Source organism: Aeromonas sp. s10, assembly GCF_040907975.1.
In the GTDB taxonomy this organism is placed as follows: domain Bacteria; phylum Pseudomonadota; class Gammaproteobacteria; order Enterobacterales; family Aeromonadaceae; genus Aeromonas; species Aeromonas caviae.
On the sequence record NZ_JBFOCV010000038.1, the window covers coordinates 81,701 to 105,363 of the forward strand.

23 protein-coding genes are annotated in these 23,663 nt (G+C 63.5%); 11 read left to right on the top strand and 12 right to left on the bottom strand.

The genetic code is table 11. The features are described 5' to 3' along the window. Positions 1 to 119: 119 nt before the first annotated feature. The 3 genes from AB5Y59_RS13480 to djlA are packed head-to-tail and all read left to right on the top strand — an operon-like array spanning position 120 to position 2,639. Positions 120 to 1,130, top strand: coding sequence for a phosphotransferase (locus AB5Y59_RS13480; protein WP_319907632.1), 1,011 nt, complete (start codon positions 120 to 122; stop codon positions 1,128 to 1,130). Continuing rightward, positions 1,127 to 1,795 (top strand): N-acetylmuramate alpha-1-phosphate uridylyltransferase MurU, encoded by a 669-nt coding sequence (gene murU / locus AB5Y59_RS13485; protein ID WP_336577868.1) that lies wholly within the window; start codon positions 1,127 to 1,129, stop codon positions 1,793 to 1,795. The genes AB5Y59_RS13480 and murU overlap by 4 nt, the downstream gene beginning before the upstream one ends. Positions 1,796 to 1,814: 19 nt before the next feature. Next, positions 1,815 to 2,639: a co-chaperone DjlA gene (djlA, locus tag AB5Y59_RS13490; protein WP_319892043.1), complete on the top strand. Its 825-nt coding sequence runs from the start codon at positions 1,815 to 1,817 to the stop codon at positions 2,637 to 2,639. An 84-nt stretch (positions 2,640 to 2,723) separates the two neighbouring features. Here djlA and AB5Y59_RS13495 read toward each other — a convergent pair whose 3' ends face one another. The 4 genes from AB5Y59_RS13495 to AB5Y59_RS13510 form a co-directional block, all read right to left on the bottom strand. Next, positions 2,724 to 4,079 (bottom strand): NCS2 family permease, encoded by a 1,356-nt coding sequence (locus AB5Y59_RS13495; RefSeq protein WP_045523766.1) that lies wholly within the window; start codon positions 4,077 to 4,079, stop codon positions 2,724 to 2,726. Positions 4,080 to 4,334: 255 nt separating this feature from the next. After that, positions 4,335 to 4,664: a hypothetical protein gene (locus tag AB5Y59_RS13500; protein ID WP_039040029.1), complete on the bottom strand. Its 330-nt coding sequence runs from the start codon at positions 4,662 to 4,664 to the stop codon at positions 4,335 to 4,337. A 111-nt stretch (positions 4,665 to 4,775) separates the two neighbouring features. After that, positions 4,776 to 6,443 (bottom strand): energy-dependent translational throttle protein EttA, encoded by a 1,668-nt coding sequence (gene ettA, locus AB5Y59_RS13505; RefSeq protein WP_069651826.1) that lies wholly within the window; start codon positions 6,441 to 6,443, stop codon positions 4,776 to 4,778. A gap of 198 nt (positions 6,444 to 6,641) precedes the next feature. After that, positions 6,642 to 7,484: a lytic transglycosylase domain-containing protein gene (locus AB5Y59_RS13510; RefSeq protein ID WP_010673217.1), complete on the bottom strand. Its 843-nt coding sequence runs from the start codon at positions 7,482 to 7,484 to the stop codon at positions 6,642 to 6,644. A 312-nt stretch (positions 7,485 to 7,796) separates the two neighbouring features. Between AB5Y59_RS13510 and AB5Y59_RS13515 the strand changes: the two genes are divergently transcribed. The 3 genes from AB5Y59_RS13515 to AB5Y59_RS13525 are packed head-to-tail and all read left to right on the top strand — an operon-like array spanning position 7,797 to position 10,574. Then, positions 7,797 to 8,537: a glycosyltransferase family 2 protein gene (locus AB5Y59_RS13515; RefSeq protein WP_103244355.1), complete on the top strand. Its 741-nt coding sequence runs from the start codon at positions 7,797 to 7,799 to the stop codon at positions 8,535 to 8,537. Then, entirely contained in the window at positions 8,537 to 8,896 is a 360-nt protein-coding gene (locus AB5Y59_RS13520; RefSeq protein ID WP_045523761.1) for a lipid-A-disaccharide synthase N-terminal domain-containing protein, read from the top strand. Before AB5Y59_RS13515 ends, AB5Y59_RS13520 begins: the two co-directional genes overlap by 1 nt. Then, on the top strand, positions 8,886 to 10,574 hold the full coding sequence (locus tag AB5Y59_RS13525; RefSeq protein ID WP_263309111.1) for a glycosyltransferase family 39 protein: 1,689 nt from the start codon (positions 8,886 to 8,888) through the stop codon (positions 10,572 to 10,574). The genes AB5Y59_RS13520 and AB5Y59_RS13525 overlap by 11 nt, the downstream gene beginning before the upstream one ends. Positions 10,575 to 10,615: 41 nt before the next feature. Here AB5Y59_RS13525 and AB5Y59_RS13530 read toward each other — a convergent pair whose 3' ends face one another. Continuing rightward, on the bottom strand, positions 10,616 to 11,614 hold the full coding sequence (locus tag AB5Y59_RS13530) for an NAD-dependent epimerase (protein WP_266140095.1): 999 nt from the start codon (positions 11,612 to 11,614) through the stop codon (positions 10,616 to 10,618). Beyond that, a complete protein-coding gene (locus AB5Y59_RS13535) occupies positions 11,611 to 12,960 on the bottom strand; it encodes a UDP-glucose/GDP-mannose dehydrogenase family protein (protein WP_261999092.1) in 1,350 nt (449 codons plus the stop codon). Before AB5Y59_RS13535 ends, AB5Y59_RS13530 begins: the two co-directional genes overlap by 4 nt. Before the next feature lie 292 nt (positions 12,961 to 13,252). On the opposite strand from AB5Y59_RS13535, the gene AB5Y59_RS13540 reads away from it, so the two are divergent. Next, a complete protein-coding gene (locus tag AB5Y59_RS13540; protein WP_124243950.1) occupies positions 13,253 to 13,861 on the top strand; it encodes a YitT family protein in 609 nt (202 codons plus the stop codon). Between the two features lie 97 nt (positions 13,862 to 13,958). Here AB5Y59_RS13540 and AB5Y59_RS13545 read toward each other — a convergent pair whose 3' ends face one another. From AB5Y59_RS13545 to AB5Y59_RS13555, 3 genes are read right to left on the bottom strand one after another with little or no spacing between them, the layout of a single operon-like run. Continuing rightward, positions 13,959 to 14,750 carry a heme ABC transporter ATP-binding protein gene (locus AB5Y59_RS13545; protein ID WP_042016790.1) on the bottom strand — a complete coding sequence of 264 codons (792 nt, stop codon included), beginning with the start codon at positions 14,748 to 14,750 and terminating at the stop codon, positions 13,959 to 13,961. Between the two features lie 15 nt (positions 14,751 to 14,765). Continuing rightward, the gene (locus tag AB5Y59_RS13550) at positions 14,766 to 15,797 is read right to left on the bottom strand and encodes an iron ABC transporter permease (protein WP_266140133.1); all 1,032 of its coding nucleotides are present in this window, start codon (positions 15,795 to 15,797) and stop codon (positions 14,766 to 14,768) included. Next, on the bottom strand, positions 15,794 to 16,639 hold the full coding sequence (locus tag AB5Y59_RS13555; protein WP_266140096.1) for a hemin ABC transporter substrate-binding protein: 846 nt from the start codon (positions 16,637 to 16,639) through the stop codon (positions 15,794 to 15,796). The genes AB5Y59_RS13550 and AB5Y59_RS13555 overlap by 4 nt, the downstream gene beginning before the upstream one ends. Before the next feature lie 167 nt (positions 16,640 to 16,806). Here AB5Y59_RS13555 and hutX point away from each other — a divergent pair, with 167 nt between their 5' ends. Beyond that, entirely contained in the window at positions 16,807 to 17,319 is a 513-nt protein-coding gene (hutX, locus tag AB5Y59_RS13560; RefSeq protein ID WP_368212135.1) for a heme utilization cystosolic carrier protein HutX, read from the top strand. Beyond that, positions 17,316 to 17,873 carry a heme utilization protein HutZ gene (gene hutZ, locus AB5Y59_RS13565; protein ID WP_010673228.1) on the top strand — a complete coding sequence of 186 codons (558 nt, stop codon included), beginning with the start codon at positions 17,316 to 17,318 and terminating at the stop codon, positions 17,871 to 17,873. Before hutX ends, hutZ begins: the two co-directional genes overlap by 4 nt. A 64-nt stretch (positions 17,874 to 17,937) precedes the next feature. Here the strand turns inward: hutZ and AB5Y59_RS13570 are convergent, their stop codons facing one another. The 3 genes from AB5Y59_RS13570 to AB5Y59_RS13580 are packed head-to-tail and all read right to left on the bottom strand — an operon-like array spanning position 17,938 to position 19,919. Further along, positions 17,938 to 18,345 (bottom strand): hypothetical protein, encoded by a 408-nt coding sequence (locus AB5Y59_RS13570; RefSeq protein WP_201896623.1) that lies wholly within the window; start codon positions 18,343 to 18,345, stop codon positions 17,938 to 17,940. A gap of 57 nt (positions 18,346 to 18,402) precedes the next feature. Next, positions 18,403 to 18,936: a cysteine hydrolase family protein gene (locus AB5Y59_RS13575; protein ID WP_052815191.1), complete on the bottom strand. Its 534-nt coding sequence runs from the start codon at positions 18,934 to 18,936 to the stop codon at positions 18,403 to 18,405. Between the two features lie 14 nt (positions 18,937 to 18,950). Then, the gene (locus AB5Y59_RS13580; RefSeq protein WP_368212137.1) at positions 18,951 to 19,919 is read right to left on the bottom strand and encodes a ChaN family lipoprotein; all 969 of its coding nucleotides are present in this window, start codon (positions 19,917 to 19,919) and stop codon (positions 18,951 to 18,953) included. 195 nt (positions 19,920 to 20,114) lie between these two features. Here AB5Y59_RS13580 and AB5Y59_RS13585 point away from each other — a divergent pair, with 195 nt between their 5' ends. Further along, entirely contained in the window at positions 20,115 to 22,208 is a 2,094-nt protein-coding gene (locus AB5Y59_RS13585; protein ID WP_113069751.1) for a TonB-dependent hemoglobin/transferrin/lactoferrin family receptor, read from the top strand. 261 nt (positions 22,209 to 22,469) lie between these two features. Next, positions 22,470 to 23,612 (top strand): 3-phenylpropionate MFS transporter, encoded by a 1,143-nt coding sequence (locus AB5Y59_RS13590; RefSeq protein ID WP_182935860.1) that lies wholly within the window; start codon positions 22,470 to 22,472, stop codon positions 23,610 to 23,612. Positions 23,613 to 23,663: the final 51 nt, after the last annotated feature.

Sequence of the window (23,663 nt, forward strand, 5' to 3'; positions counted from 1 at the left end):
TGTCAGGATCCATCGAGTTGACATTGCATGTCATTGCTTTATGTTAGCCGGCAATGATAAAGCATTATTGCGGCCAGGGCTAACAGCCAAGTGCTGCTTTCCAATTTGGTTCCCGACTCATGCACGATCGCGCTTCCCTGCTTTTGCAATGGGCTCGCCGGATTTCCGGTGACGCCAACCTCTCGTTGACGCTTATTTCCGGTGACGCCAGTTTCCGCCGCTACTTCCGGGGCGGCGGTCTGGTGTGGGTGGATGCTAATCCGAAAACCGAAAAAAATCATGAATTCGTTCGCAATGCGGCCGCCCTGCACGATGCGGGGCTGCTGGCCCCCGAGGTAAAGGGGGTCGACTACGAGCAGGGATTGCTGGCGGTGACGGACCTGGGGGATACCCAGCTTATCGGCTGCCTGAACGAAGCGAGCGTACTGGCCTGGTATGGCAAGGCCATCGCCCTGCTGCCAAGGCTCGGCACCGTGGCGCTCGAGCTCGAGCCCTTCGATGAGGCCTTCATGGCCCGCGAAAATGCCATCTTCCCCGAGTGGTTGCTGGGACATCACCTGCAACTGACCCTGAGCGATGAAGAGCAGCAGTTGCTGGCGGAGACCTTCGCCTGCCTCACGGCGAGCAACCTGGCCCAACCACAAGGAGTGATGCACCGGGATTTCCACAGCCGCAACCTGATGGTGTGCGGCGGGATGAACCCGAAGGAGAGCGACCTCGCCCTTATCGACTTCCAGGACATGGTCATCGGGCCGCTGAGCTATGACCTGGTTTCCCTGCTCAAAGATTGCTACGTGCGCTGGCCGGACGCGGTGATCGAGCAGTGCATGCGACTTGGCTTCGACACCCTGCAAGGGGCCGGCCTGCTCGGCAATCTGGACTATGCCGCGTTTCGTCGCGCAGCCGATCTCACCGGCATGCAGCGCCATCTCAAGGCGGCGGGTCTCTTCACCCGCCTCTATCACCGCGATGGCAAGGCCGGCTACCTCAAGGACATTCCCCGCACCCTGGGCTATGTGGTCGATGTCTGTCGCAGCCATGGCGCCGCCTATCCGGTGCTGGCCCGCTTCGGCCAGTGGCTGGAGCAGGTGGTGCTGCCCGGATTGGCGCGCACCGGGGTGACACCATGAAGGCGATGATCCTGGCCGCCGGGCGCGGCGAGCGGATGCGTCCGCTCACCGATCTGCTGCCCAAGCCGCTGCTGGCGGCGGGGGGCAAGCCGCTCATCGTGCACCATATCGAAAAACTCAAGGCAGCCGGCGTGACCACACTTGTCATCAACCACGCCTGGCTCGGACACAAGCTGGTGGCGGCCCTCGGCGATGGCAGTGCGCTCGGGGTATCCATCCACTGGTCGGCCGAAGAGAGCGCGCTTGAGACCGCCGGCGGCATCGTGCAGGCGCTGCCCCTGCTGGGCAGCGAACCCTTTCTGGTGATCAACGGCGATACCTGGCTCGACCTGGATTATCGCGCTCTGGTGAACCAGCCGCTTGGGGAGGATCTCGCCCACCTCTGGCTGGTGCCCAACCCTCCCCAGCACCCGCAAGGGGACTTCTCCCTGCAAGCGGGTCGGGTGCTGGACACCCCGGCCCTCACCTTCAGCGGTGTCGGCCTCTATCACCCCGCCGCCTTTGCCGGCTTGCCCTGCGGGGCGCGCAAGCTGGCCCCCCTGCTGCGCGACTGGATGGCGCAGGGACGGGTGGGTGGCAGCCTGCTGGCAGGCGAGTGGCGCGACATCGGCACAGTGGATCGGCTGCGCGAGCTGGACGAGCAACTGCTCGCCGGCACCCATTAACATCACGAGGTCTTGAACCATGCGTATTTGGGGCAAGGTGCTTGGCACCTTCTTCGGTTTTCTGCTCGGCAACATCTTCGGTGCCCTGCTGGGCCTGTGGATCGGCCATCGCTTCGATCGGGGCATGGGGATCCGCGGGGCCTTCCAGCGGGCGCCCAGCCAGCAGCAGCAGGCCGTCTTTTTCCATGCCACCTTCGCCGTCATGGGCCACATCGCCAAGGCGAGCGGCCAGGTCACCGAGCACGAAATACGGGTCGCCTCCAACCTGATGGACAGGATGCGGCTGGCCGGAGAGCAGCGGGTACGGGCTCAGGAGTCGTTCCGCCTTGGCAAGGAGGCGGACTTCCCCCTGCGCGAGACCCTGGCGGAGTTTCGCCAGGCGAGCCTGGGGCAGCGCGACATCCTGCGCTTCTTCCTCGAGGTCCAGCTGCAGGCCGCCTTCGCCGACGGTCAGGTGGAGGCGAGCGAGCGGGCCATCCTACAAACCATCGCCGACGAGCTGGGGTTCAGTCGCATCGAGCTTGCCCGCATTCTGGCCATGGCCGAGGCCCAGATGAACTTCTTCCACCGCCAGCAACAGCAGGGCAGTGGCCAGGGGCAGCAATACCGCCAGGAGCCCCCCTCCCGGGATCGCCTCAAGGATGCCTATCAGTTGCTTGGGGTGAACGAGAGCGACAGCGATCAGGAGATCAAGCGTGCCTATCGCAAGGAGATGAGCAAGCATCACCCTGACAAGCTGGCCGCCAAGGGATTGCCCCCCGAGATGATGGAGATGGCCAAGGAGAAGACCCAGGAGATCCAGCAGGCCTGGGAGTGGATCCGTGAGGCCCGCGGTATTCGCTGAGCCCTGAGCCCGCCATAAAAAAATGCCCGTCGATGACGGGCATTTTTGTTTTCAGAGTCTGGTTTTCTTTTCATGGAAGAAAAATCAGTGGGCATCGACCCAGACAAACTTGAGGACGAAGAGCAGGGCTACCACCAGCACGCAGGGGTTGATCTCGCGCCAGCGGCCGGTGCCCGCCTTCATCACGCAGTAGGAGATGAAGCCCACGGCGATCCCCTCGGTGATGGAGAAGCTGAACGGCATCATCACCGCGGTCATGAAGGCCGGCACCGCTTCGGTCAGGTCTTCCCACTTTACCCGGGTCAGCTCGGAGCACATCAGCACGCCCACGTAGATGAGAGCCCCCGCTGCGGCATACGCCGGTACCATGGCGGCGACCGGAGAGAAGAAGATGGCCAGCAGGAACAGGATGCCCACCACGATGGCGGTCAGGCCGGTGCGACCGCCGACGGCGACGCCGGAGCTGCTCTCGATGTAGGCCGTCACGGACGAGGTCCCCATGAAGGCGCCGCCGACGGAGCTGACGCTGTCCACCACCAGGGCCTGCTTCATGCGCGGGAAGTGCCCCTTGTCATCGGCCAGCTTGGCGCGGTTGGTCACGCCGATCAGGGTGCCGGAAGAGTCGAACAGGTTGACCAGCATGAAGGAGAAGATGATCCCGGCGAGGCTGATGTCCAGCGATCCCATCAGGTCCAGCTGGCCGAAGACTGGTGCAATGCTCGGCGGCACGGAGACGAAGCCCTTGAAGGTGACGTCGCCGAACAGCCAGCCCAGGGTGGTGGTCACCACGATGGCGATGAGCACGGCGGAGTGGACGCCGCGGGCGGAGAAGATGCAGATGAGGAAGAAGCCGAGCAGCCCCAGCAGGCAGGGCAGGGAGGTGAGGTTGCCCACGGTCACCATGGTGGCGGGGCTCGCGACCACGATGCCGGCATTGTGCAGGCCCAGCAGGGCGATGAGCAGACCGATGCCGGCGGTGATGCCGACCCGAAGTGTCAGGGGAATGTTGGCGATGAGCCAGTAGCGTACCCGCAGCAGGGTCAGGATCAGCAGGCCCAGCGCACCCCAGAAGATGGTGCCCATGCCCACTTGCCAGGAGTAGCCCATGCCGGCCACCACCACGAAGGCGAAGAAGGCGTTGAGGCCCATGGCGGGAGCCAGGGCGATGGGCAGGTTGGCCAGCAGACCCATCAGGATGCTGCCGATGCCGGCGATGAGGCAGGTGGTAACGAACACGGCCTGGGTGTCCATGCCTGCCGCAGAGAGGATCTGCGGGTTGACGAAGACGATGTAGACCATGGTCAGGAAGGTGGTGATGCCGGCGATCACCTCGGTGCGGGCCGTGGTGCCATGACCGCGCAGGGCAAACAGGCGCTCGAGCAATCCCTGCCCGGCAGCCGGGCTGGCGGTCTGCCCGGTAGCGTGATGTGGTTGATTCATGTTGGATTCCAATGGGTGACGTGAAATAGGCAGCAGGGGGCCCGGCCCATCCATGCGGGGCGACGGACCCTGATTCTGGCGGTGAAGTGACCAGACTCGTCCTGATACCGTGACAGCGCGCACATTTTCACACAGGCGGCCAGGTTTACAAACCCCGGATGTGCGAGGCGGATCAATGAATAGAGTAAAAATTCAAACGTTTTCTCCCGGAGGCAGGAGAAAGGGGACCAATAGAGCCCCGTTTCCACATCGGGATCAACGGTTTTTCTGGTAGCGTTCGATAAGCTGGCTCAGCACGGCATCGCTCTGCTCCAGCAAGGGATCGAGGGCCAACCCCATGCGTTGCAGCAGCAGGGTGGCCTGGGTTTCACTCAAGGGGCGGCCATCAAGGAAGTAGGCCTGCTCGGCCAGTTGCTTGTCATGGCGGGGCAGCAGCACCCAGTGCACCCGTCGAGGTTCGATGGCGGCGAGGATCCGATTGGCGGCCGCGCAGAAGGTATCGATGTGCTGCTTGCCATCCGGCCCCAGGCAGCCGGGTTCGAGCCGGATCTGGATGGTGAGTCTGGTGGTGGAGGCTTGGGTCATGGGTCGCTATCGCTGGGGAATAGGTGGAGATTGTAAGTCAGAAGAGGCAAAAAAGGGGAGCCCCGGCTCCCCTTGTGACGTCATGCCTGGCGGCGCGGCTGTTGCCTCGCCTTACTTGGCAATGCGCTTGTACTTGGCGCGGCGCGGCTGGATAGCCTCGGCACCGTAGGTCTTCTTCTTCCACTCTTCGTATTCGGTGAAGTTGCCTTCAAAGAACTCGATCTTGCCCTCGTCCTGGTAGTCCAGAATGTGGGTGGCGATGCGGTCGAGGAACCAGCGGTCGTGGGAGATGACCATGGCGCAACCCGGGAACTCCAGCAGGGCGTTCTCGAGGGCGCGCAGGGTTTCGATGTCCAGATCGTTGGTCGGTTCATCCAGCAGCAGCACGTTGCCGCCGGTCTGCAGCAGCTTGGCCAGGTGCAGACGGCCACGTTCACCACCGGAGAGCTCGCCGACCCGCTTCTGCTGGTCGGAACCCTTGAAGTTGAAGCGGCCGATGTAGGCGCGGCTCGGGAACTCGTAGTTGCCGATGCGCAGGATGTCCTGGCCGTCGGCGACTTCCTCGAACACCGTCTTCTTGTCGTTCATGCTGTCGCGGAACTGATCCACGGAGGCCAGCACCACGGTGTCACCCAGGGTGATGGAACCGGAATCCGGTTGTTCCTGACCCGACATCATGCGGAACAGGGTCGATTTACCGGCACCGTTCGGACCGATGATGCCGACGATGGCACCCTTCGGAATGGAGAAGGAGAGATCGTCGATCAGCTGGCGGTCGCCATAGGACTTGCAGAGGTTGGCCACCTCCACCACCTTGTCGCCCAGGCGCGGTCCGGGCGGAATGAACAGCTCGTTGGTCTCGTTGCGCTTCTGGTAGTCGTTGGTGTTGAGCTCTTCGAAGCGAGCCATACGAGCCTTGGATTTGGCCTGACGGCCTTTCGGGTTCTGACGAACCCACTCCAGTTCCTTCTCGATGGACTTGCGACGGGCGGCTTCGGAACTCGCTTCCTGGGCCAGACGGGCATCTTTTTGCTCCAGCCAGGAGGAGTAGTTGCCCTCCCAGGGGATGCCTTCGCCGCGGTCCAGCTCCAGGATCCAGCCCGCCACGTTGTCGAGGAAGTAGCGGTCGTGGGTGATGGCCACGACGGTGCCTTCGTAGTCGTGCAGGAAGCGCTCCAGCCAGGCCACGGATTCCGCATCCAGGTGGTTGGTCGGCTCGTCCAGCAGCAGCATGTCCGGTTTTTCCAGCAGCAGGCGGCACAGGGCTACCCGGCGGCGCTCACCCCCGGAGAGGTGCTTGATCTGGGCATCCCAGGCCGGCAGGCGCAGGGCGTCGGCCGCACGCTCCAGCTGGTTCTCCATGTTGTGACCGCCCTGGGCGGCGATGATGGCTTCCAGCTCGCCCTGCTCGCGGGCCAGCTTGTCAAAATCCGCATCCGGATCCGCGTAGGCCGCATAGACCTCGTCCAGGCGCGCCATGGCGCGTTTCACCTCGCCGACTGCCTCTTCCACCGCTTCGCGCACGGTCTGCTCCGGATCCAGCTTCGGCTCCTGGGGCAGGTAGCCGATCTTGATGCCGGGCTGCGGACGGGCTTCCCCTTCGATCTCGGTGTCGATGCCCGCCATGATGCGCAGCAGGGTCGATTTCCCGGCGCCGTTCAGACCCAGCACGCCTATCTTGGCCCCCGGGAAGAAGGAGAGGGAGATGTTCTTGAGAATATGACGCTTGGGCGGCACGACCTTGCCAACCCTGTTCATGGTGTAAATAAATTGAGCCATTGGCTAATTCTCTTCCTTTCAGCAGTTTAATGTCTTGGCATTAACAAACTGATGTCGTGGTGGGGCCGGGTCGACGGGCCGTCAACCCGGTTCCAAAAAACCCGTCGATTGTAAACCAATGGGAGAGGGGCGGCAAAGCCGGGCGCCGCAGGCCGGGACGGCCGACAGGCGCGAGGGAAGAGGGGCAACCGGGCAAGCTCAGCGCGGTGAGCTGCGGCGGGCCGGTTTGTCAGGATCCTGCCCCGAGTAGTAGAGCACCCGCTGCACATACTCCTGGGTTTCCTGATAGGGCGGCACACCGCCGTGGCGCAGCACGGCCTGCTCCCCGGCGTTGTAGGCGGCGCTGATCCTCACCCAGTCCGGACCGAACTGCTTCTCCAGCCACTTCAGGTAGATCATGGCACCACGGATGTTCTGCTGGGCATCGAACGGCCGAGTCACGCCGAAGCGAGCCTGGGTTTCGGGAATGAGCTGCATGACGCCCTGTGCCTGCTTGGGGGAGACGGCGGTGCTGTTCAGATTGGATTCGGCGATGGCGATGGCCAGGGCGAGCTGGGGGTCCACTTTGTGACGCTGGGCGGCCTGGCGGATCATGACGGCCAGCTTTTGCTTGGCCTGTGACTGTCTGGCCAGGTAGCGCTCCTGATCGAAGGGGGTACTGGGGCGCACCCAGGGGGCTCCGCCACCGCCTCCGATGCCGCAGGTACCCAGGGGGGCATTGCCGACCCGCTCGTTGTAGTAACGGGCGGCCTGCTGGTTGCCAAGGCGCATGGCCATGGCCAGGTAGGCGTTGGCGCTGCGGGCATTGCGGATCCCCTGGGGGCCGCGGGCCAGCAGGCGGCCGATGCGGTAATAGGCTTCCGGGTTGCCAAGGTTGGCGGCGGTGCAGTAGTGGGCGATGGCCTGCCTCGGATTGCCCTGTTCCATGGCGGCGCCCTGGCGCAGTGCGCTCATGGCCTTGGGGGCCTGGCGAAAGGGATCTGCGTGGGAAGTGGTGGCCAGCAGTATCAGGAGTCCCCAGCCCCAGAGTCGTTTTTTCATGGAAACCTCGTCTTTGGTATCCGCAACATATAGGCCCGATCCGGGGAGGGACGCCAGCCAGCAGATGGAACATCTGGTTATGTGGGTGAGCAACAGAGATGAAAACGGTATGGAACTTTTGGTGCAGGGGAGAAGCGGTATGGCTCCCGGGTCAGTGACTGCTTTGACAGATTTGTTAATTGAGGTTCAATATGCTGACACAGTTGTTTTCTAACGCCTTGTATTTGCATGATGTCAGCCAGGCCATCGATGCAATGTCGTCGGGTCTGCCGGGTGAATCGATAGCGCCTCGGATGAGGGCAGGATGTGCATATGGTCGAATCGGTCGATATCTCTGTCGTGGTGCCTGCCAAGGATGAGCGGGACAATCTGGCCCCGCTCGTCGGCGAAATAGATGCCGCCCTTGGGGGCAGGTTCGAGTACGAACTTATCTATGTGGACGATGGCAGTGTGGACGGAAGTCATGTGGTGCTGCGCGATTTGCAGACGCGTTTCACCAGGCTGAGGGTGCTGTGCCATGTCCATGCCGTGGGCCAGAGCATGGCGGTGCTGAGCGGGGTGCGCCACGGGCGTGGCGACTGGCTGGTGGTACTCGACGGCGATGGTCAGAACGATCCCGCCGACATCCCCGCCATGCTGGAGGAGGCGATGCGCCGCTACCAGAGCGATCCATACCAGGTGGGCCTCATCGGCCACAGGGTCAACCGCCGCGACGACTGGGTCAAACGTCTCTCTTCAACGCTGGCCAACGGCTTTCGCGACCTGCTGCTGCGCGACGGCATTCCGGATACCGGCTGCGGGCTCAAGGTCGTGCGTCGCGACTGGTATCTGAAACTGCCTGCCTTCAATCACATGCACCGCTACATCCCCGCGCTGATCCAGGCTCAAGGGGGGCGCATGGCGCCCTGGCCGGTCAACCACAGGCCACGCCAGGCGGGCATCTCCAAATACGGGGTCTGGAACCGGCTCTGGGTCGGGCTGGTGGACGTGGTCGGGGTCTGGTGGTTGCAGCGCCGCTCCAAGGTGGTTGAAATCCGGGAGATGCTGGAGTGATGGACGCCTGGCTGTCTGCCCCCATCGACTGGCTGGACTGGACCGGGGTGCACGTCACCGGCTGGAAGCTGATCGGCTACACGGGGGCGCTGATGTTCGGCGGACGCTGGCTGGTGCAGTTTCTGGCGTCCAGGCGGGCGGGGCGACCCGTCATCCCGCGCCTGTTCTGGTACATGAGCGTGCTCGGCAGCCTGATGACGCTCAGCTACTTCACCTTCTCTCCCAAGCAGGACTCCGTCGGCGTGCTGCAAAACCTCTTCCCCACCTTCACCGCGCTCTACAGCCTCTATCTCGATATCCAGCATCGGGGCTGGCGGCGTGACAAGGGAGTGACCGGGGAGGCTCGTCATGGTGAGTGATCGCACCCTGCTCAATCAGACGTCCCTTGGCTGGTTGCTGCTGATCGCGCTGGTGGTGCTGGGGGCCGGGCTGGGTCTGCGGGACCCCTGGCCGGCGGACGAGCCGCGCTTTGCCCTGATCGCCAAGGAGATGGTGGAGAGTGGCCAGTGGCTCTTCCCCATGCGCGGCGGGGAGCTCTATCCGGACAAGCCGCCGCTGTTTATGTGGGGGATCGCGATCGGTTATGTGTTGACTGGCTCCATCAAGGTGGCCTTTCTGCTGCCTTCCCTGCTGGCGGGGTTGCTGACCATCTTGCTTGTGTGGGACCTGGGGCGTCGGTTATGGAACCCAGCGGTCGGCTTTATGGCCGGGCTGTTGCTGTTGTTCACCGTCCAGTTCACCCTGCAGGCCAAGACGGCGCAGATCGATGCCCTGGCGACGGCCTTCATCACCCTCGGTCTCTATGGTTTTCTGCGCTTCCTGCTCTGCGAGGGAGGGTGGCGCTGGTACTGGCTCGGCTGGTTTGCCGCGGGGCTTGGTGTCATCACCAAGGGGGTGGGAGTACTGGCCCTGCTGGTGCTGCTTCCCGCGCTCTGGACCCACAGGGCACAAATCCGCGCCGCGCCTTTGTCAGCCTGGCTGAAGGCCCTGCTCGGGCCGCTGGCCATGGCCCTGGCGATGAGCCTCTGGCTGGTCCCCATGCTGGAGGCCGTGACCCGAAGCGGGGATCCCCTCCTGCTGGCCTACAGAGACAACATATTGCTGCGCCAGACGGTGACTCGTTATACCAGCGCCTGGCACCACGTCAAACCCTTCTGGTACTACCTTACCTCGGTGATCCCGCCGTTCTGGCTGCCGCTCTCCCTGCTGCTGCCCTGGCTGGTGGTGGCCTGGCGGCGCGCCATTCGGGCGCAGGACAGGCGTATCCTGCTGCTGCTGGGTTATCTGATGCTGGTGGTGCTGTTTTTCTCCTGCTCGCCAGGCAAGCGGGGCGTCTACATCACGCCCGGTACGCCCGCCCTGGCGCTCCTGACCGCACCCTTCATCGGCACCCTGCTGGTCCGGGTCTGGCCGGGGCGACTACTGGCCGGGCTCGGCTGGTTGCTGGGAGGGGTAGGGCTGGTGGGGGCTCTGGTGCTGGCATGTAGCGACAGAGTGGCCAGCCGTCTGGGGGAACTGGGGCCGGATCCCTGGCTTCCCCTGCTGGTGCTGGGGGGATCCTTGCTGCTGATCAATGCCTGGCTTCGCCGGGCGCCACTGACCGCCATTCTCTGCTCCCTGGCGGTGGGGTGGCTGATCTACTCCTGCTGGATAAGCGTGCGCCTCAACGAGGTGCGAACCCCTCAGGGAGTCATGGCATTGGCGGCGCAGAGGGTGCCCGCGGGGGATGAACTGCTGCTGGCGGGCTTCAAGGAGCAGCATCTGCTGTTTAGCCTGCAACCAGTGAAACATTACCCTTATCTGATGGGAGACGGGGAGCAGGCCCGGGAAGCTGCCGCCTGGATAGAGGCTGCCCCCGGGCGCTGGGTACTGGGGAGCGCCGACCTGATGGTGAGGTGTTTTGACCCCGCGAAGATGGAAAACCTCGGCAACCGTCACCGTACCGACTGGCTGCTGGCAGGCCCGCACGCACTCAAACCCGCCTGTCGTGGGCTCTCCCCCACCATGGTGCCCTTCAGCTATACCCCTTCATCCTGAGCGCAGGGTCTGAGCCAGGCGACCCTGCCACCTCGCCTGGCTCAGACCCGGTAGTAGTCCCGATACCAGCGGACAAAGCCGTCAACCCCTTCCTTGAGCCCGACACGGGGGCGATAGCCCGTGGCGTCAAACAACGAGCGGGTGTCGGCCCAGGTGGCGAGCACGTCGCCGGGCTGCATGGGCAGCATGTTGCGGATGGCCCGTTTGCCGAGGGCCGCCTCGATGGCATCCACGAAGTCCAGCAGCCTGACCGGGCTGCCGTTGCCGATGTTGAAGAGGCGATAGGGGGCCGGGCTGGCGTCCGGGGCCCCCTGCCAGTGGGCATCGCCCGCAGGGGGGATGTCTGAGATGCGCAATATCCCCTCGACGATGTCGTCGACATGGGTGAAATCCCGGCTGAGCTGGCCCTGGTTGTAGAGGTCGATGGGGTCGCCGTTCAGGATGGCGTGCACGAACTTGAACAGGGCCATGTCGGGCCGACCCCAGGGGCCGTAGACGGTGAAAAAGCGCAGCCCGGTGGTGGGCAGACCGTAGAGATGGGAGTAGGAGTGGGCCATCAGCTCTCCCGCCTTCTTGCTCGCCGCATAGAGAGAGACGGGATGATTCGCCCCATGGGACGGCTTGAACGGCATCTGTTCGTTCAGCCCGTAGACCGAGCTGGAGGAGGCATAGATCAGGTGCTGCACCCGGGTCTGGCGACACCCCTCCAGCACGGTGAGGTGGCCGGTGAGGTTGCTGTCGGCATAGGCGAAGGGGTTGTCCAGGGAGTAGCGCACCCCGGCCTGGGCCCCCAGATGGATCACCCGGTCAAACTGCTCGCGGGCAAAGAGCGAAGCCATGGCCGCGCGGTCCGCGAGATCGGTGCGTTCGAAGCGAAAGCCGGGCAGAGGCGTGAGCAGGGCGAGGCGCGCCTCCTTGAGACTCACCGCGTAGTAGTCGTTGAGGTTGTCTATCCCCACCACCTGATGGCCGTCGCCACAGAGCCTGCGCGCCACATGAAATCCGATAAACCCGGCGGCGCCGGTGATGAGGTACTTCATCGCTCCTCCTGATGGGTCAGGCTATCGCCACGGCCGATGGCATAGTAGGTGAAACCGCGCTGGCGCAGACGGGCCGGATCATAGAGGTTGCGGCCGTCGAAGATGATGGCCTGCTTCAGGGTCTGGCGAAGCAGGTCGAAATCCGGTGCGCGGAACTGTTGCCACTCTGTGCAGACGAGCAGGGCATCAGCCCCCTGAAGGGCGGCTTCCTGGGTGTCGCACAGGATCAAATCTGCCCGCTGGCCATAGAGGCGGGCGGCCTCGGTCATGGCCTCGGGGTCGAATGCCTGCACCTGGCCTCCTGCCGCCCAGATCGCCTCCATCAGCACCCTGCTCGGGGCTTCGCGCATGTCGTCGGTATTGGGTTTGAAGGCGAGTCCCCATAACGCGAAGGTGCGCCCCGACAGACTGGCACCAAAATGGTGGTGCAGCCGGGTCATGAGCCTGTGCTTCTGCGCCTCGTTGACCTGCTCCACCGAGCGCAGCAGGGGGGTCTCGCACCCCGCCTCCTTCGCGGTGTGGATCAGCGCCCTGACATCCTTGGGGAAGCAGGATCCGCCATAACCGCAGCCCGGGTAGATGAAGTGGTGGCCGATGCGCGGATCGGCACCAATGCCCTTGCGCACTTCCTCGATGTCGGCGCCCAGGGCTTCGGCCAGGGTGGCCATCTCGTTCATGAAGGAGATGCGGGTCGCCAGCATGGCGTTGGCGGCGTACTTGGTCAGTTCGGCGCTGCGTGCATCCATCCGCAGGAGGCGGTCTCGCTTGCGGTTGAAGGGGGCGTAGAGCTCCTCCAGCAGGGAGAAGGCGTGATCGGAGTCGGTGCCGATGATGATGCGATCCGGCCGCAGGCAGTCGGCGACGGCGGCGCCCTCCTTGAGAAATTCGGGGTTGGAGACCACGTCGAGCGGAAGATCGAGACCACGGTCGGCGAGGCGCTCCGCAATGTGTCGCCGTACCCGGCTGGCGGTGCCGACAGGGACAGTGCTCTTGTTGACCACCACCTTGCCCCCTTGCATCAGGCGGCCTATGGTGTCCGCCACCGTCATTACCTGATGGAGGTCGGCGGATCCGTCCTCGTCCGGCGGCGTTCCGACCGCGATGAAGATAAGCTCGGCAAACTCCACCGCCCGTGCCGGGTCTGTAGTGAAGATCAGGCGGCCGGCCTGATGATTGCGCAGCACCAGAGGGGCGAGGCCGGGCTCGAAGAGGGGAATGTGTCCCGCTTTCAGGGCCGCGACCTTGTCGGCATCCACATCCACACAGATCACCTTGTGACCCATCTCCGCCAGTACGGCGGCCTGAACCAACCCGACATAACCTATTCCGAATACGGTGACTCTCATCCGCTGTTGTTCCGCTGGCAGTGACAAGCGACTCATTCTAGAACGATTCGGGTGCGGGGGCAGCGCCCCGTTTCAGGTTTTTCAGCATCATGCCGGCGGTGAGCGTGGGACATTTTGGTGCAAGGATTGTAACGCCTGGATGACGCGCACCATTTTGGCGCGTGAAGGACGGGACTTGTGATCCATCTCACTCAAAATGGAGACTGTCGGCATAACGAAGCCCCGGTTCACGGGGCTCGCTCCGCCCGATGGGCGGCCAACACTCTCTTGCTTCGCGACTGGATACCTGGTTATGGACAACACTTCACGCTCTGCGCATCCACTGTATGAGGATGTGCTCGCCTTGCTGACCGCAGCAGGCTTCGTTTCCCTCGGCATCTTCCTGTTCCATCAGGTCGGCCTGCTCACCGGTGGCACCGCCGGCCTGGCGCTGCTGCTGCAACAGGTGACCGGCATCAGCTTCGGCCTGCTGTTCTTCGCCATGAACCTGCCTTTCTATGCCCTGGCCTGGCTCAGACTGGGGCCGCGCTTCACCCTCAATACCTTTGCCGCCGTGGCCACCGTCTCCTTCATGACGGATCACCTCAACGCCGTGCTGCAAATCGGCAAGATCGAACCCGTCTATGCAGCATTGATAGGCGGCACCCTGATCGGCATGGGGCTGCTCATCATGTTCCGCCACAAGGCGAGCCTGGGGGGCTTCAACATCCTGGCGCTCTTCATTCAGGACAGATGGGGTGTGCGGGCAGGCAAGTTGCAAATGGGGCTGGATTGCGCCATCGTCGTCGCCTCTTTCTTCGTGGTCTCCCCCTGGCTGCTGGCGCTTTCCGTGGTGGCAGCCATCATCTGTAACCTGGTGTTGACACTCAATCACAAGCCGGGGCGCTACCAGATAGCCTGATGTGCCCGTGGGGATTGCCCTGCTGGTCAGCCCAGGGCTGGATACCGCAAAAAGACAGAGCGCCTGATGGCGCTCTGTTGCTATCTGCCCCGGGGTGTCACACCACCATGGGGACGCCGCTCTCGGGGTGGTGGATCACCTGGGCGGGGTAGTCGTAGAGGCGCGCGATGAGCGCCGGGGTCAGCACCTCGCCTGCGCTGCCGTCAGCCATCAGCCTGCCCTGCTCCAGCATCACCAGCCTATCGGCGTAGCGGGCTGCCAGATTGAGATCGTGCAACACCACCAGCACGGCGGTGTTGCGGCCGGCCAGCGCCCGGGCCATGGCGAGCAACTGGTGCTGGTATTTGAGATCCAGCGCCGAGGTGGGCTCGTCCAGCAGCAGCAGCCGCGCTTGCTGCGGTTCCTCCGGTGCCTGCCAGATCTGGGCCAGCACCCGGGCGAACTGCACCCGTTGACGCTCCCCGCCTGAAAGGCCGGGATAGAGGCGGTTCGCCAGATGGTCGACCCCGGCGTGGGTCATGGCGGCGCGGACTATCTCGTCGCGCCGGCTGGCAGGCTCGCTGTGGGGCAGCCGGCCCATGGCCACCACCTCTTCGCACAGGAAGGGGAAGCTCAAGGAGGAGCTTTGCGGCAGCACACCGACCCGGTGGGCCAGAGCGTTGTCGGCCCACCCCCTGCGGGTCTGGCCGAACAGGTGGATCTCCCCTTCATGTTCCAGCTCGCCGGTCAGGCACTTGAGCAGTGAGCTTTTGCCCGCCCCGTTGGGGCCGAGCAGGGCGGTCAGGCTGCCGGCATGCAGGTCGAGATCCAGGCTGTCCAGGATAAGCCGGTTGCCACGACTGAGGCGAAGGCCCCGGCAACTGAGCAGGGGGGAGGGGGATCCGGGCAAGGTGGCGATCTCCTGTTACAGGGTTCGGCGGCTCTTGACCAAGAGCCAGATGAAGAAGGGGGCACCCAGCAGGGCGGTGATGATGCCGACCGGCAGCTCGGCCGGTGCGAGCAGGGTACGCGCCAGCATGTCGGCCCCCAGCAACAGGCCAGCCCCCAGCAGGGCAGACAGCGGCAACAGGCGGACATGGTTGGGACCGGCCAGCAGCCGTACCAGATGGGGAACCACCAGGCCGACAAAGCCGATCATGCCCGCCACGGCCACCGCCACGCCGACACCGGCAGCGGTGAGCAGGATGAGGCGACGCTTCAGCGTCTGCACGTTCACCCCCAGGTGCCGTGCCTCTCCCTCTCCCAGCAGCAGGGCGTTGAGGGGATTGGCATCGCGCATGAACAGCAGCAGCAAAGCGGCCAGGGTCAGCAGCGCCAGTGTCACATCGACCGGCTTGCCTGCCGCCAGGGAGCCCATCTGCCACAGGCTCAAGTTGCGCAGCATCTGATCGTCCGCGAGATAGGTGAGCAGTCCGATGACGGCACCGGAGAGCGCCGTGATGGCCACCCCGGCCAGCAGCATCACGGTGACCGAGGTGCCCCCTTCCCGGGTACCCAGCAGATAGACGAGGGTGGTGGTGAGGGCTCCGCCGAGAAAGGCGAGCAGGGGCAGCAACCCCAGGCCGAGCAGGCTCTGCAGGTGCGAGCCCAACGGGGCGAGCAGCACGATGGCCAGGGCCGCGCCGAGTGCCGCCCCACCCGACACCCCTATGATGCCGGGGTCTGCCAGGGGGTTGCGAAACAGTCCCTGCATGACGGCGCCGCAGAGGCCGAGAATGCCCCCCACGGCGATGCAGAGCAGGGTTCGTGGCAGACGGATCTCCTGCACGATCAATAACTTGTGAGCCTCAATCCCGCTCTGGGGTCCGGCAAACAGGGCGCGCAGGCTCTCGCCAAGGGAGAGGGACATGGGGCCGGTCGCGAGGGACCCGATCAGCAGCAACGCCAGCGCGCAGCCGGTCAGGGCGAGCAGCCAGGGCAGAGGCAGGCGCATCAGGAACCCTGCTTGATCCACTGGGCGATCTGGTTCGCCTGTTGCAGGGAACGAAGGCTGAGGCCCCCTTGCAGGGCATGTCCGTCGATGGCGTGGATGGCTTTATTCTTGCCTGCAGGGGTGGCTGACAGGGCCGGCACCTGGCTCAGGACGGCGTCGGGATCCTGATACTGCTGCCAGTCGCGGCCGCTCACCAGCACCAGATCAGGTTGCAGCTCGATGAGGGATTCGGTGGAGACGGGCTTGTAGTCGTGGAGCCCAGCCACCGGATTGACGCCGCCCGCCAGGGTGACGAGGGCGCTGGCGGTGGTGTTGCCGCCAGCGATGCTGGTGGGTTGACCCTTGTGCAGCAGCAGGAAGGCGACCTTGAGGGGCTTGTTCTGCTTCGCCTGCGCCGCCAGGGTGTCGCTTTGGGCGGCAATTTCCTCCTTGAGCTTGCTCCCTGCCGCCTGGTCACCCAGGAGATGGGCCAGGGTGTCGATACGCTCGTTGAGGTTGGCCAGCGTAGGGGCTGTGGCCATGACCTCGACCTTGACGTTGGCACGGCGCAACTGATCAAGCGTGCTGTTCGGGCCCATCTCGTCGCTGCCGACCACCAGGGTCGGAGAGAGGCTCAGGATCCCTTCGGCGGCGAGGGCGCGGTGATAGCCGACCTTGGGCACGCCTCTGGGCTCCGGACTGCTGACATCGGTGGCGACCAGGCTCTGCTCGCCTCCCAGTGCCAGGATGAGTTCCGTGGTGGCCGGGCCTATGCTGACGATACGCTCCACCGCCATGACGGATGGGGAAGAGAGGGAAAAGGCACAGCCGAGCAGGCTGAATGCGAGGGCAAAACGACGGCCCATGCGAACCTCCGAAGGGTGAATGAAATAGGGTTGCCGCCGAGAATATCAAGTCGTCCATCAAAATGCACTGAGAATGAAAGCGATTATCAATTGCGTTACTTGGGGCGCTTTATTACAGTATCCGCCGCGACACCGAGCACCATCGCCAGATCATCCAGGGAGAACCGATGAGCATTGCACAACGCATTCAGGCGCTGCTGGAGCAAGACCCCAGCGCCCACCCGTCCACCCTCGCCACCGAGCTGGCCGTCAGCGAGTGGGAGGTGGTCCGCCATCTGCCTGCCGCCCTGATGACGCAAGTGCCGGCCGGGGAGGCCGAAGCCCTGCTGGCGGACCTGTCCAGCTGGGGTCAGGTGACCACCATCGTCGAATCCAATGGCTCCATCTTCGAGGTGAAGGCTCCCTTCCCCAAGGGCAAGAACGCGCGCGGCTACTACAACCTGATGGGGCGGGACGGCGAACTGCACGGCCACCTCAAGCTCGACAACGTGGCGGGCATCGCCCTGGTCAGCAAGCTCTTCATGGGCAAGGAAGGGCACTCCTTCCAGTTCTTCGGCCACAGTGGCCGCTGCATTTTCAAGATCTACCTGGGCCGGGACGAGCAGCGTCAACTGCTGCCTGAGCAGGTGGAGCGTTTCATGGCCCTGCGCCGTCAGTATCAAGAGGAAGTGAAAGCATGAGTGAACGTCAGGAGCGCCTGCAAAACCGCCTGCAACCGGAGATCCGCGAGTTCCGCGACGGTTGCCGTACCCTGCAGCTCGCCACTGTGGATGGCGAAGGCAACCCCAATGCCAGCTATGCCCCCTTCGTGCTGCAGGAAGATGGATATTATGTGCTCATCTCCGAGATAGCTCGCCACGCCCGCAACCTGCAACAGGTGCCCAAGGTATCGCTGATGCTGATCGAGGACGAAACCGGGGCCCGCGAGCTGTTTGCCCGCAAGCGTCTGACCTTCGATGCGGTCGCCGAGGTGGTGGCGCGCGACGACGCACGCTGGGAGAAGGCCGTTGCGGCGCTGGAAGGGCGCTTCGGCGAGATAGTCAAAGGGCTCTCCAACCTCAAGGACTTCGTGCTGTTTAGGCTCAAGCCCGAGCAGGGGCTGTTCGTCAAAGGATTCGGTCAGGCGTTCCGTGTCTCCGGCGACGAGCTGGTGGACTTCGTTCACCTGGTGGAAGGGCACAAACGCATCGACAATGGCGCCGAGCTGACCAGCCCGGCGGATGAACCCGTTTGAGGGGACAATCAGCGAGATGAGAAACGGGCAGCCTGGGCTGCCCGTTTTGTTGTTATGTCCCGGGTTACTCCTGCCAGCCTGCCAGGTTGGGGAAGGCATCGCGATCGGCCTGGGTGGCGCTTTCGTTGCATTCCCCGCGGATCTTCCAGGAGGTCTGGCTGAGGACGATATAGCCGCTTCGGCAATACTTGCGCGTGGCCAGCATCTGGGTGAGCTGCTCGTCCTGCAGGGCTTCCCGGCGTTCCAGCAGGCTCTTGTCGCGGCGGCTCAGCCGGTTGTCATCTCCCTCCTGCAACCGGGTTGGCAGGACGTCGAGAGGGGCGGCCTCGAAGGTGAAGCGCTTGCTCCCGTCGTCGCTGATATGGGTGTGGAACAGGGGGGCCGGGCCATCGGGGGCTGCCCCCGGCAATCCGGAGCAGGCGGTGAGCGCCGGTAACAGCAGTGTGAGGGCAACGGCAGAGAGTAGACGCACACAAGACTCCAATCGGGTGTTCACATCAGGACGGGCAGCTTAACACGCCCGCTCGGGTTAAATGGTGGCCAGCAGCTCATCAGTCGTGAGCAGGGTCACGCTTCTGCCTTGAGGCAGGCTCAGATGCCGCCACATGAAGTGGTGGTGCTGGATGATCTGCTCCGCACTCAGGTGCGGCCTGTCCGCCGTGGTATGGGCGTCGGTCACCGCAAAGGCGTCAAAGCCCCTGGCGGCGGCGCTGCGCAACGTGGTATCGACGCAAAAGTCGGTGGCACAGCCGCAGATAAGCAGTCTGTCTACCGACTGCTCTGCCAGCAGGAAGCCGAGCTCGGTGTCGAGGAAGCTGTCACAGGCGGTCTTGCGCACCCGGCTGTCGTGGGGAGACGGGGCCAGATCGGCGTGCAGTTGCCAGCCCGCACTGCCAGGTTCCAGCTCGGAACCCGGTTCGTCGTGTTGCACATAGATGACCCGTCCGTGTTGGCCCCGCACGCGATCGGCCAGACGATTGATGTTGGCGATGACCTGGGCATCCTGATGGCGGGGGTTATCGAACAACCCCTGTTGCATGTCGATGACGAGTAACACATCCATATGAAATCCTTGGGCTATTTTGAGGGTTGCAACCATTGGCTGCAGTCACGGCTTCGGGATTGATGCAGTGCGCCCATATCTTGCTTCATTTCCTTTGCATTTAGCCAGCGTTCCGGCAGGGGAGCGATGCGGACCCTGACATCGGCGTCTCTCCCGGGGGCTGTCTCGTCACCGGTTTGCGGCACGATGAGTGCCACCTTGAGTGCCGGATTGCGGCTGGCGATGCGACTGGCGATCCCGAGTCCCCCCTCCACGTGGAAGTTGCCTGCGATATGCATGATGCGCCTGCCGGGATGCTTGCCCAGATAATCCACCATGCTTTCGGCCATGGTGTCGTCCCAGCTGGTCTGGGCGGCGAAGCGACGGGCGTTGCCGTCCGCATCCCCATGGTGCATGGAGGCCATGAACTTCTGGCGGTAGCCGTCATCCCCCAGAGTCAGCTCGCGGGCAAGCTGGCTGCGGCGATTGGCCGGCAGCTTGTCGAGCCAGGCCGGTCCCTCCTGACCGACGCAGCTCACCAGAGGTTTGGGGGCATTGGCGGCAATCACTGGCAGGTGCTGCGCCTTGGCGAACTCCACCAGAGGGCGGTAATCACTCTGGTAGTTGGGCCAGGCATGGCCATCTCGAATGAGGGCCGATTCGCCGATGCGTCCGGCCAGGTAGGCATCCAGCACCGGCTGATCGACGCGGCTGAACTGCTCCATGGAGAGTACCAGGGCCCGGCCATCGGCTTGCGACATCTCGTCAAGCCCCGCCAGCAGACGTGCCTGCAACAGATGGATGGCCGGGTGAGTGTGAAGCTCCCCCACCAGCACGATGTCGGCATCCGCCACCCGCGCCACCGCCTGCTCGAAGGTCAGCGCCTGCCCCTGGGCCGTATCGAGCCGTGCGTGATAGAGGGTCTCGGGTGGGGTGTTCTGCGACGTGGTGGCGCAGGCGGCCAGCAGCAGGGGCAGGGCGAGCAGGGGGAGTCGTCGGATCATGGTTACTCACTCAAGAAACAGGGGATGGGAAAAGGCTGCACCATGGGATGGCGGCATGGCGAGCAAAAAGTGGCGCCAGTGTAAGGGGGAATGATGATAAAGTGAAATGAGAATGATTAACTTTATTATTGATCTTTGTCTATGGCGGGGTAATATGCCTTCCGTTTGATAATAATTCTCAATAAGGACTTTGCAGTGGCGCACAACAACACCCCCTCCCTGATAGCCCTCGCCGTGGCGGCCGGGCTGATCTCCCCCGCTTTCGCCGCAGACAAGAAAGCCAATGAAGTCATGGTCGTCAGCGGCTCACGGATGGAACAGAAGCTGGAAGATGTTTCCGGTCCCATCGCTGTCATTACCTCGGAGCAGATTGAAGAGCAGGTCGTCAGCAACGTCGCCGATCTGTTCCGCTATGAGCCCGGGGTGAGCGTGCAGGGAGGAGCAGGAGATGCCCAGACCTTCACCATTCGCGGCATGAGCGAAAACCGGGTCAAGGTGGTGCAGGACGGTGTGCGCCAGAACGATGCCTACAAGAACGGCGGCGTGGGTCAGACCTACTTCGACACCGACATGATCAAGCAGGTGGAAGTGGCCAAAGGGCCGGCCTCCGCCGCTTACGGTTCCGATGCTCTGGGAGGCGTCATTGCCATCACCACCAAGGATGCAGGCGACTTCCTCAAGGGCCGCGACAGCTATCTGGATGCGACCACGGGTTATGCCTCCAGCAGCCACCAGAGAATGGCCGGCATCACGGGGGCGCTGCGCACCGGGGAAGTCGAGAACCTGCTGCGCTACACCTGGCGCGATGGCGGTGTCACCCAGAATTATGACGGCGACAAGAACGAGTTCGACATCGTCAGCCAGGCCGTGCTGTTCAAGAGCAAGTGGAATCTCTCCGATGATCAGTTCCTGAAACTGACGGTGGATTACTTCACCGAGGGGCAGGATCCGGATGCCATCGATCTGACCAAGGCGGGCTCCGTCTTCAACCAGCCCATTACCGACAAGGAGACCGACAACCTCTCCCTGGTACTGGATCATGGGCTCGCCCTGAACGCCCCCTGGGCGGATCGCGTGGACAGCAAGATCTACTACAGCCGCGCCAAGCAGACCCTGGATCAGTACGCTTCGTCCAAGTATCCGGTCATGCCGGGCAACCCCTATGTGACCAAGAACTCCCTGGATCACAACGGTTTCGAGCAGGAGAGCCTGGGCGCCCAGGTGAAGTTCAACAAGGCGCTCGCCAGCCAGCGTCTGGCCTGGGGCCTGGAATACGAGCATACCGACAACGAGCGCACCCGCTTCAAGGGGCCGACCGTTCCGGGTGACTTCGTCGGCTACAACGAGCTGAGCTTCCCCTCCACCACCAGCGAGCGCAGTGCGCTCTGGGCCTTTGACGAGATCAAGTTCGGCGAGCGTTGGGTGCTGACCCCGGGCGTGCGTTACGACTACTACAAGATGACCCCGGACGAGGATCCCGCCTACACGGGCGAGAACATGAAGAAGATCTCCGAAGGGGAGTTCTCTCCCAAGCTGGGGCTGGTGTTCAAGGCGCACGAGGCGGCGAACCTGTTCGCCCAGTACAGCCACGGCTTCAAGGCGCCCATGTATGACAACGCCTTCTCCACCCTGAACCACCAGGCGTATGGCTATCGCATCGAGCCCAACCCGAACCTCAAGCCAGAGAGCAGCGACGGCATCGATCTGGGGGTGCGCGGCAGCCGTGGCGGGTTCAGCTATGAGGTGGCCACCTTCTACAACAAGTTCGACGACTTCATCGAGCTGACGGCCGTGGGCACCGAAGGCCGTACCGCCCTCTATCAGTACCAGAACCTGGACAAGGCGACCACCAAGGGGGCCGAGGCCAAGGCGGACTACTGGTTGAACGAGCTGGTCAACGTCTGGGGCAACCTGGCCTACATCGAGGGCAAGGATGGCGAGGGCAACTACATCAACAGCCTGAGCCCCCTGAACGGCAGCGTCGGGGTGCGTCTGGAGCAGCCGAACTGGAACATCAACACCGCATTGCGCTTTGCCGACGACATGGACAAGGTGGGCAAGGATGCGCGAGGCAACGACAACATCAAGAGCGCAGGCTGGGGAGTGGTGGATCTCTATGCCCAGTTCAAGCCGGTGCAGGACCTGCAGCTCAACGTGGGGGTGTTCAACCTGTTTGACAAGGAGTACGTGAGCTACGAGAGCATCACCGGCCTTGCCGCCACCGCGGATACCAGCAAGCAGACCGAGCCTGGCCGCAACCTCAGTGCACGGGTCAAGTACGTGTTCTGATGGTCGTCGACCAGCATGAAGGAAAAGGGGCCCTCGGGCCCCTTTTGTCATGAAGGTCGGCGTCTGCAAAAAAGAAACCCGCCAGGGGCGGGTGGAAGGATTGCAACACTCATCAGGAAGCGGTGTTACCCAATAGACAGGGGGATGTGACAAAGGTTCAACTTTATTGATATTTATCGTTTTTATCTGTCATGCCGCCTGGGGATCCCCGTCCCGAAATCGGTTATCATTTGTGCCCCTTGTCATGCAGCCCGAGCCTCTATGCCCGCGTTCTCCTGGTTAGCCCTGTTTTTTGGCGCCTTCTACTTCGTTTATGGCGCCTATCTGCCGTTCTGGTCGCTCTGGCTGGAAGGCATCGGGGTGAGTACTGAACAGATAGGGCTGTTGCTGGGGGTGGGCATGGCCATCCGCTTTGCCGGCAACCTGATGGTGATGGGGCGAGTCAAGGGGGCCGGCCAGTTGCTGCCCGTCACCCGGCTGCTCTGTCTGCTGAGTCTGCTGGCCTTCCTCGGTTTCTATCTGGGCCACAGCCTCTGGTGGCTGGTGGTGCTGACCCTCGCGGCCAACTTCATCTACCCGACCCTGATGCCCATGGGAGAGGCGCTTGCCACCCGCATGGTGGTTCAGACCCACCTCGACTACGGCAAGGTGCGGCTGTGCGGCTCCTTTGCTTTTATCGTCGCCTCCACCCTGGTGGGGGCCCTGGTGGGCAACTTTGGCAGCGACTGGGTGCTGCACACCATGGTGGCCGGGCTGCTGATCATGCTGGGGCTCAGCCTGCTGCCGCTGCGACCCGCCCCCCGGGAGCTGCAAGGGGAGCGGGCCAAGGCCTCGCTGCTCGTCACGCTCAGGTCGGCCCCGGTGCGCCGCTTCCTGCTCATCACCGCCCTGCTGCAGGGGAGCCACGCGGCCTACTACGGTTTCAGCGCCATCTACTGGAAGAGCGCCGGCTACAGCGGCACCCTGATCGGGTATCTCTGGGCTCTGGGAGTGGTGGCGGAGATCGCCATGTTCGCCGCGGACAAGCGCTTCCTCCAGCGCTTCGGCGCCCAGACCCTGTTTCTGGTGGGGGCCCTTGGCTGCGTGGTGCGCTGGGTGCTGCTCGGCAGTTCTACCGACCTGGCGGTGCTGGTGCTCGGCCAGCTGCTGCACGGGGTCACCTTCTGCGTCAGTCACCTCGGCGCCATCCGCTTCATGACCCGCCAGTTGCCCGCGGAGCAGCAGATCCCCACCCAGGCGCTCTATGCGGCCCTGGGCCTTGGCATGACGGTGGCGGCCCTGATGGCGATCTGCGGCGTGCTGTTCGAGCCGCTGGGGGGCGGCATCTTCTTTATCATGGTGCTGGTAGTGCTGCCGGTCTTTGTGTTGCGGCTGCGCGAAGAGAGCTCTGAACAGGGCCGATGACACTGGTCTGCCGGTCTCTGGCGCGGCAGGCCTCCGACTTATCTGGAAAAG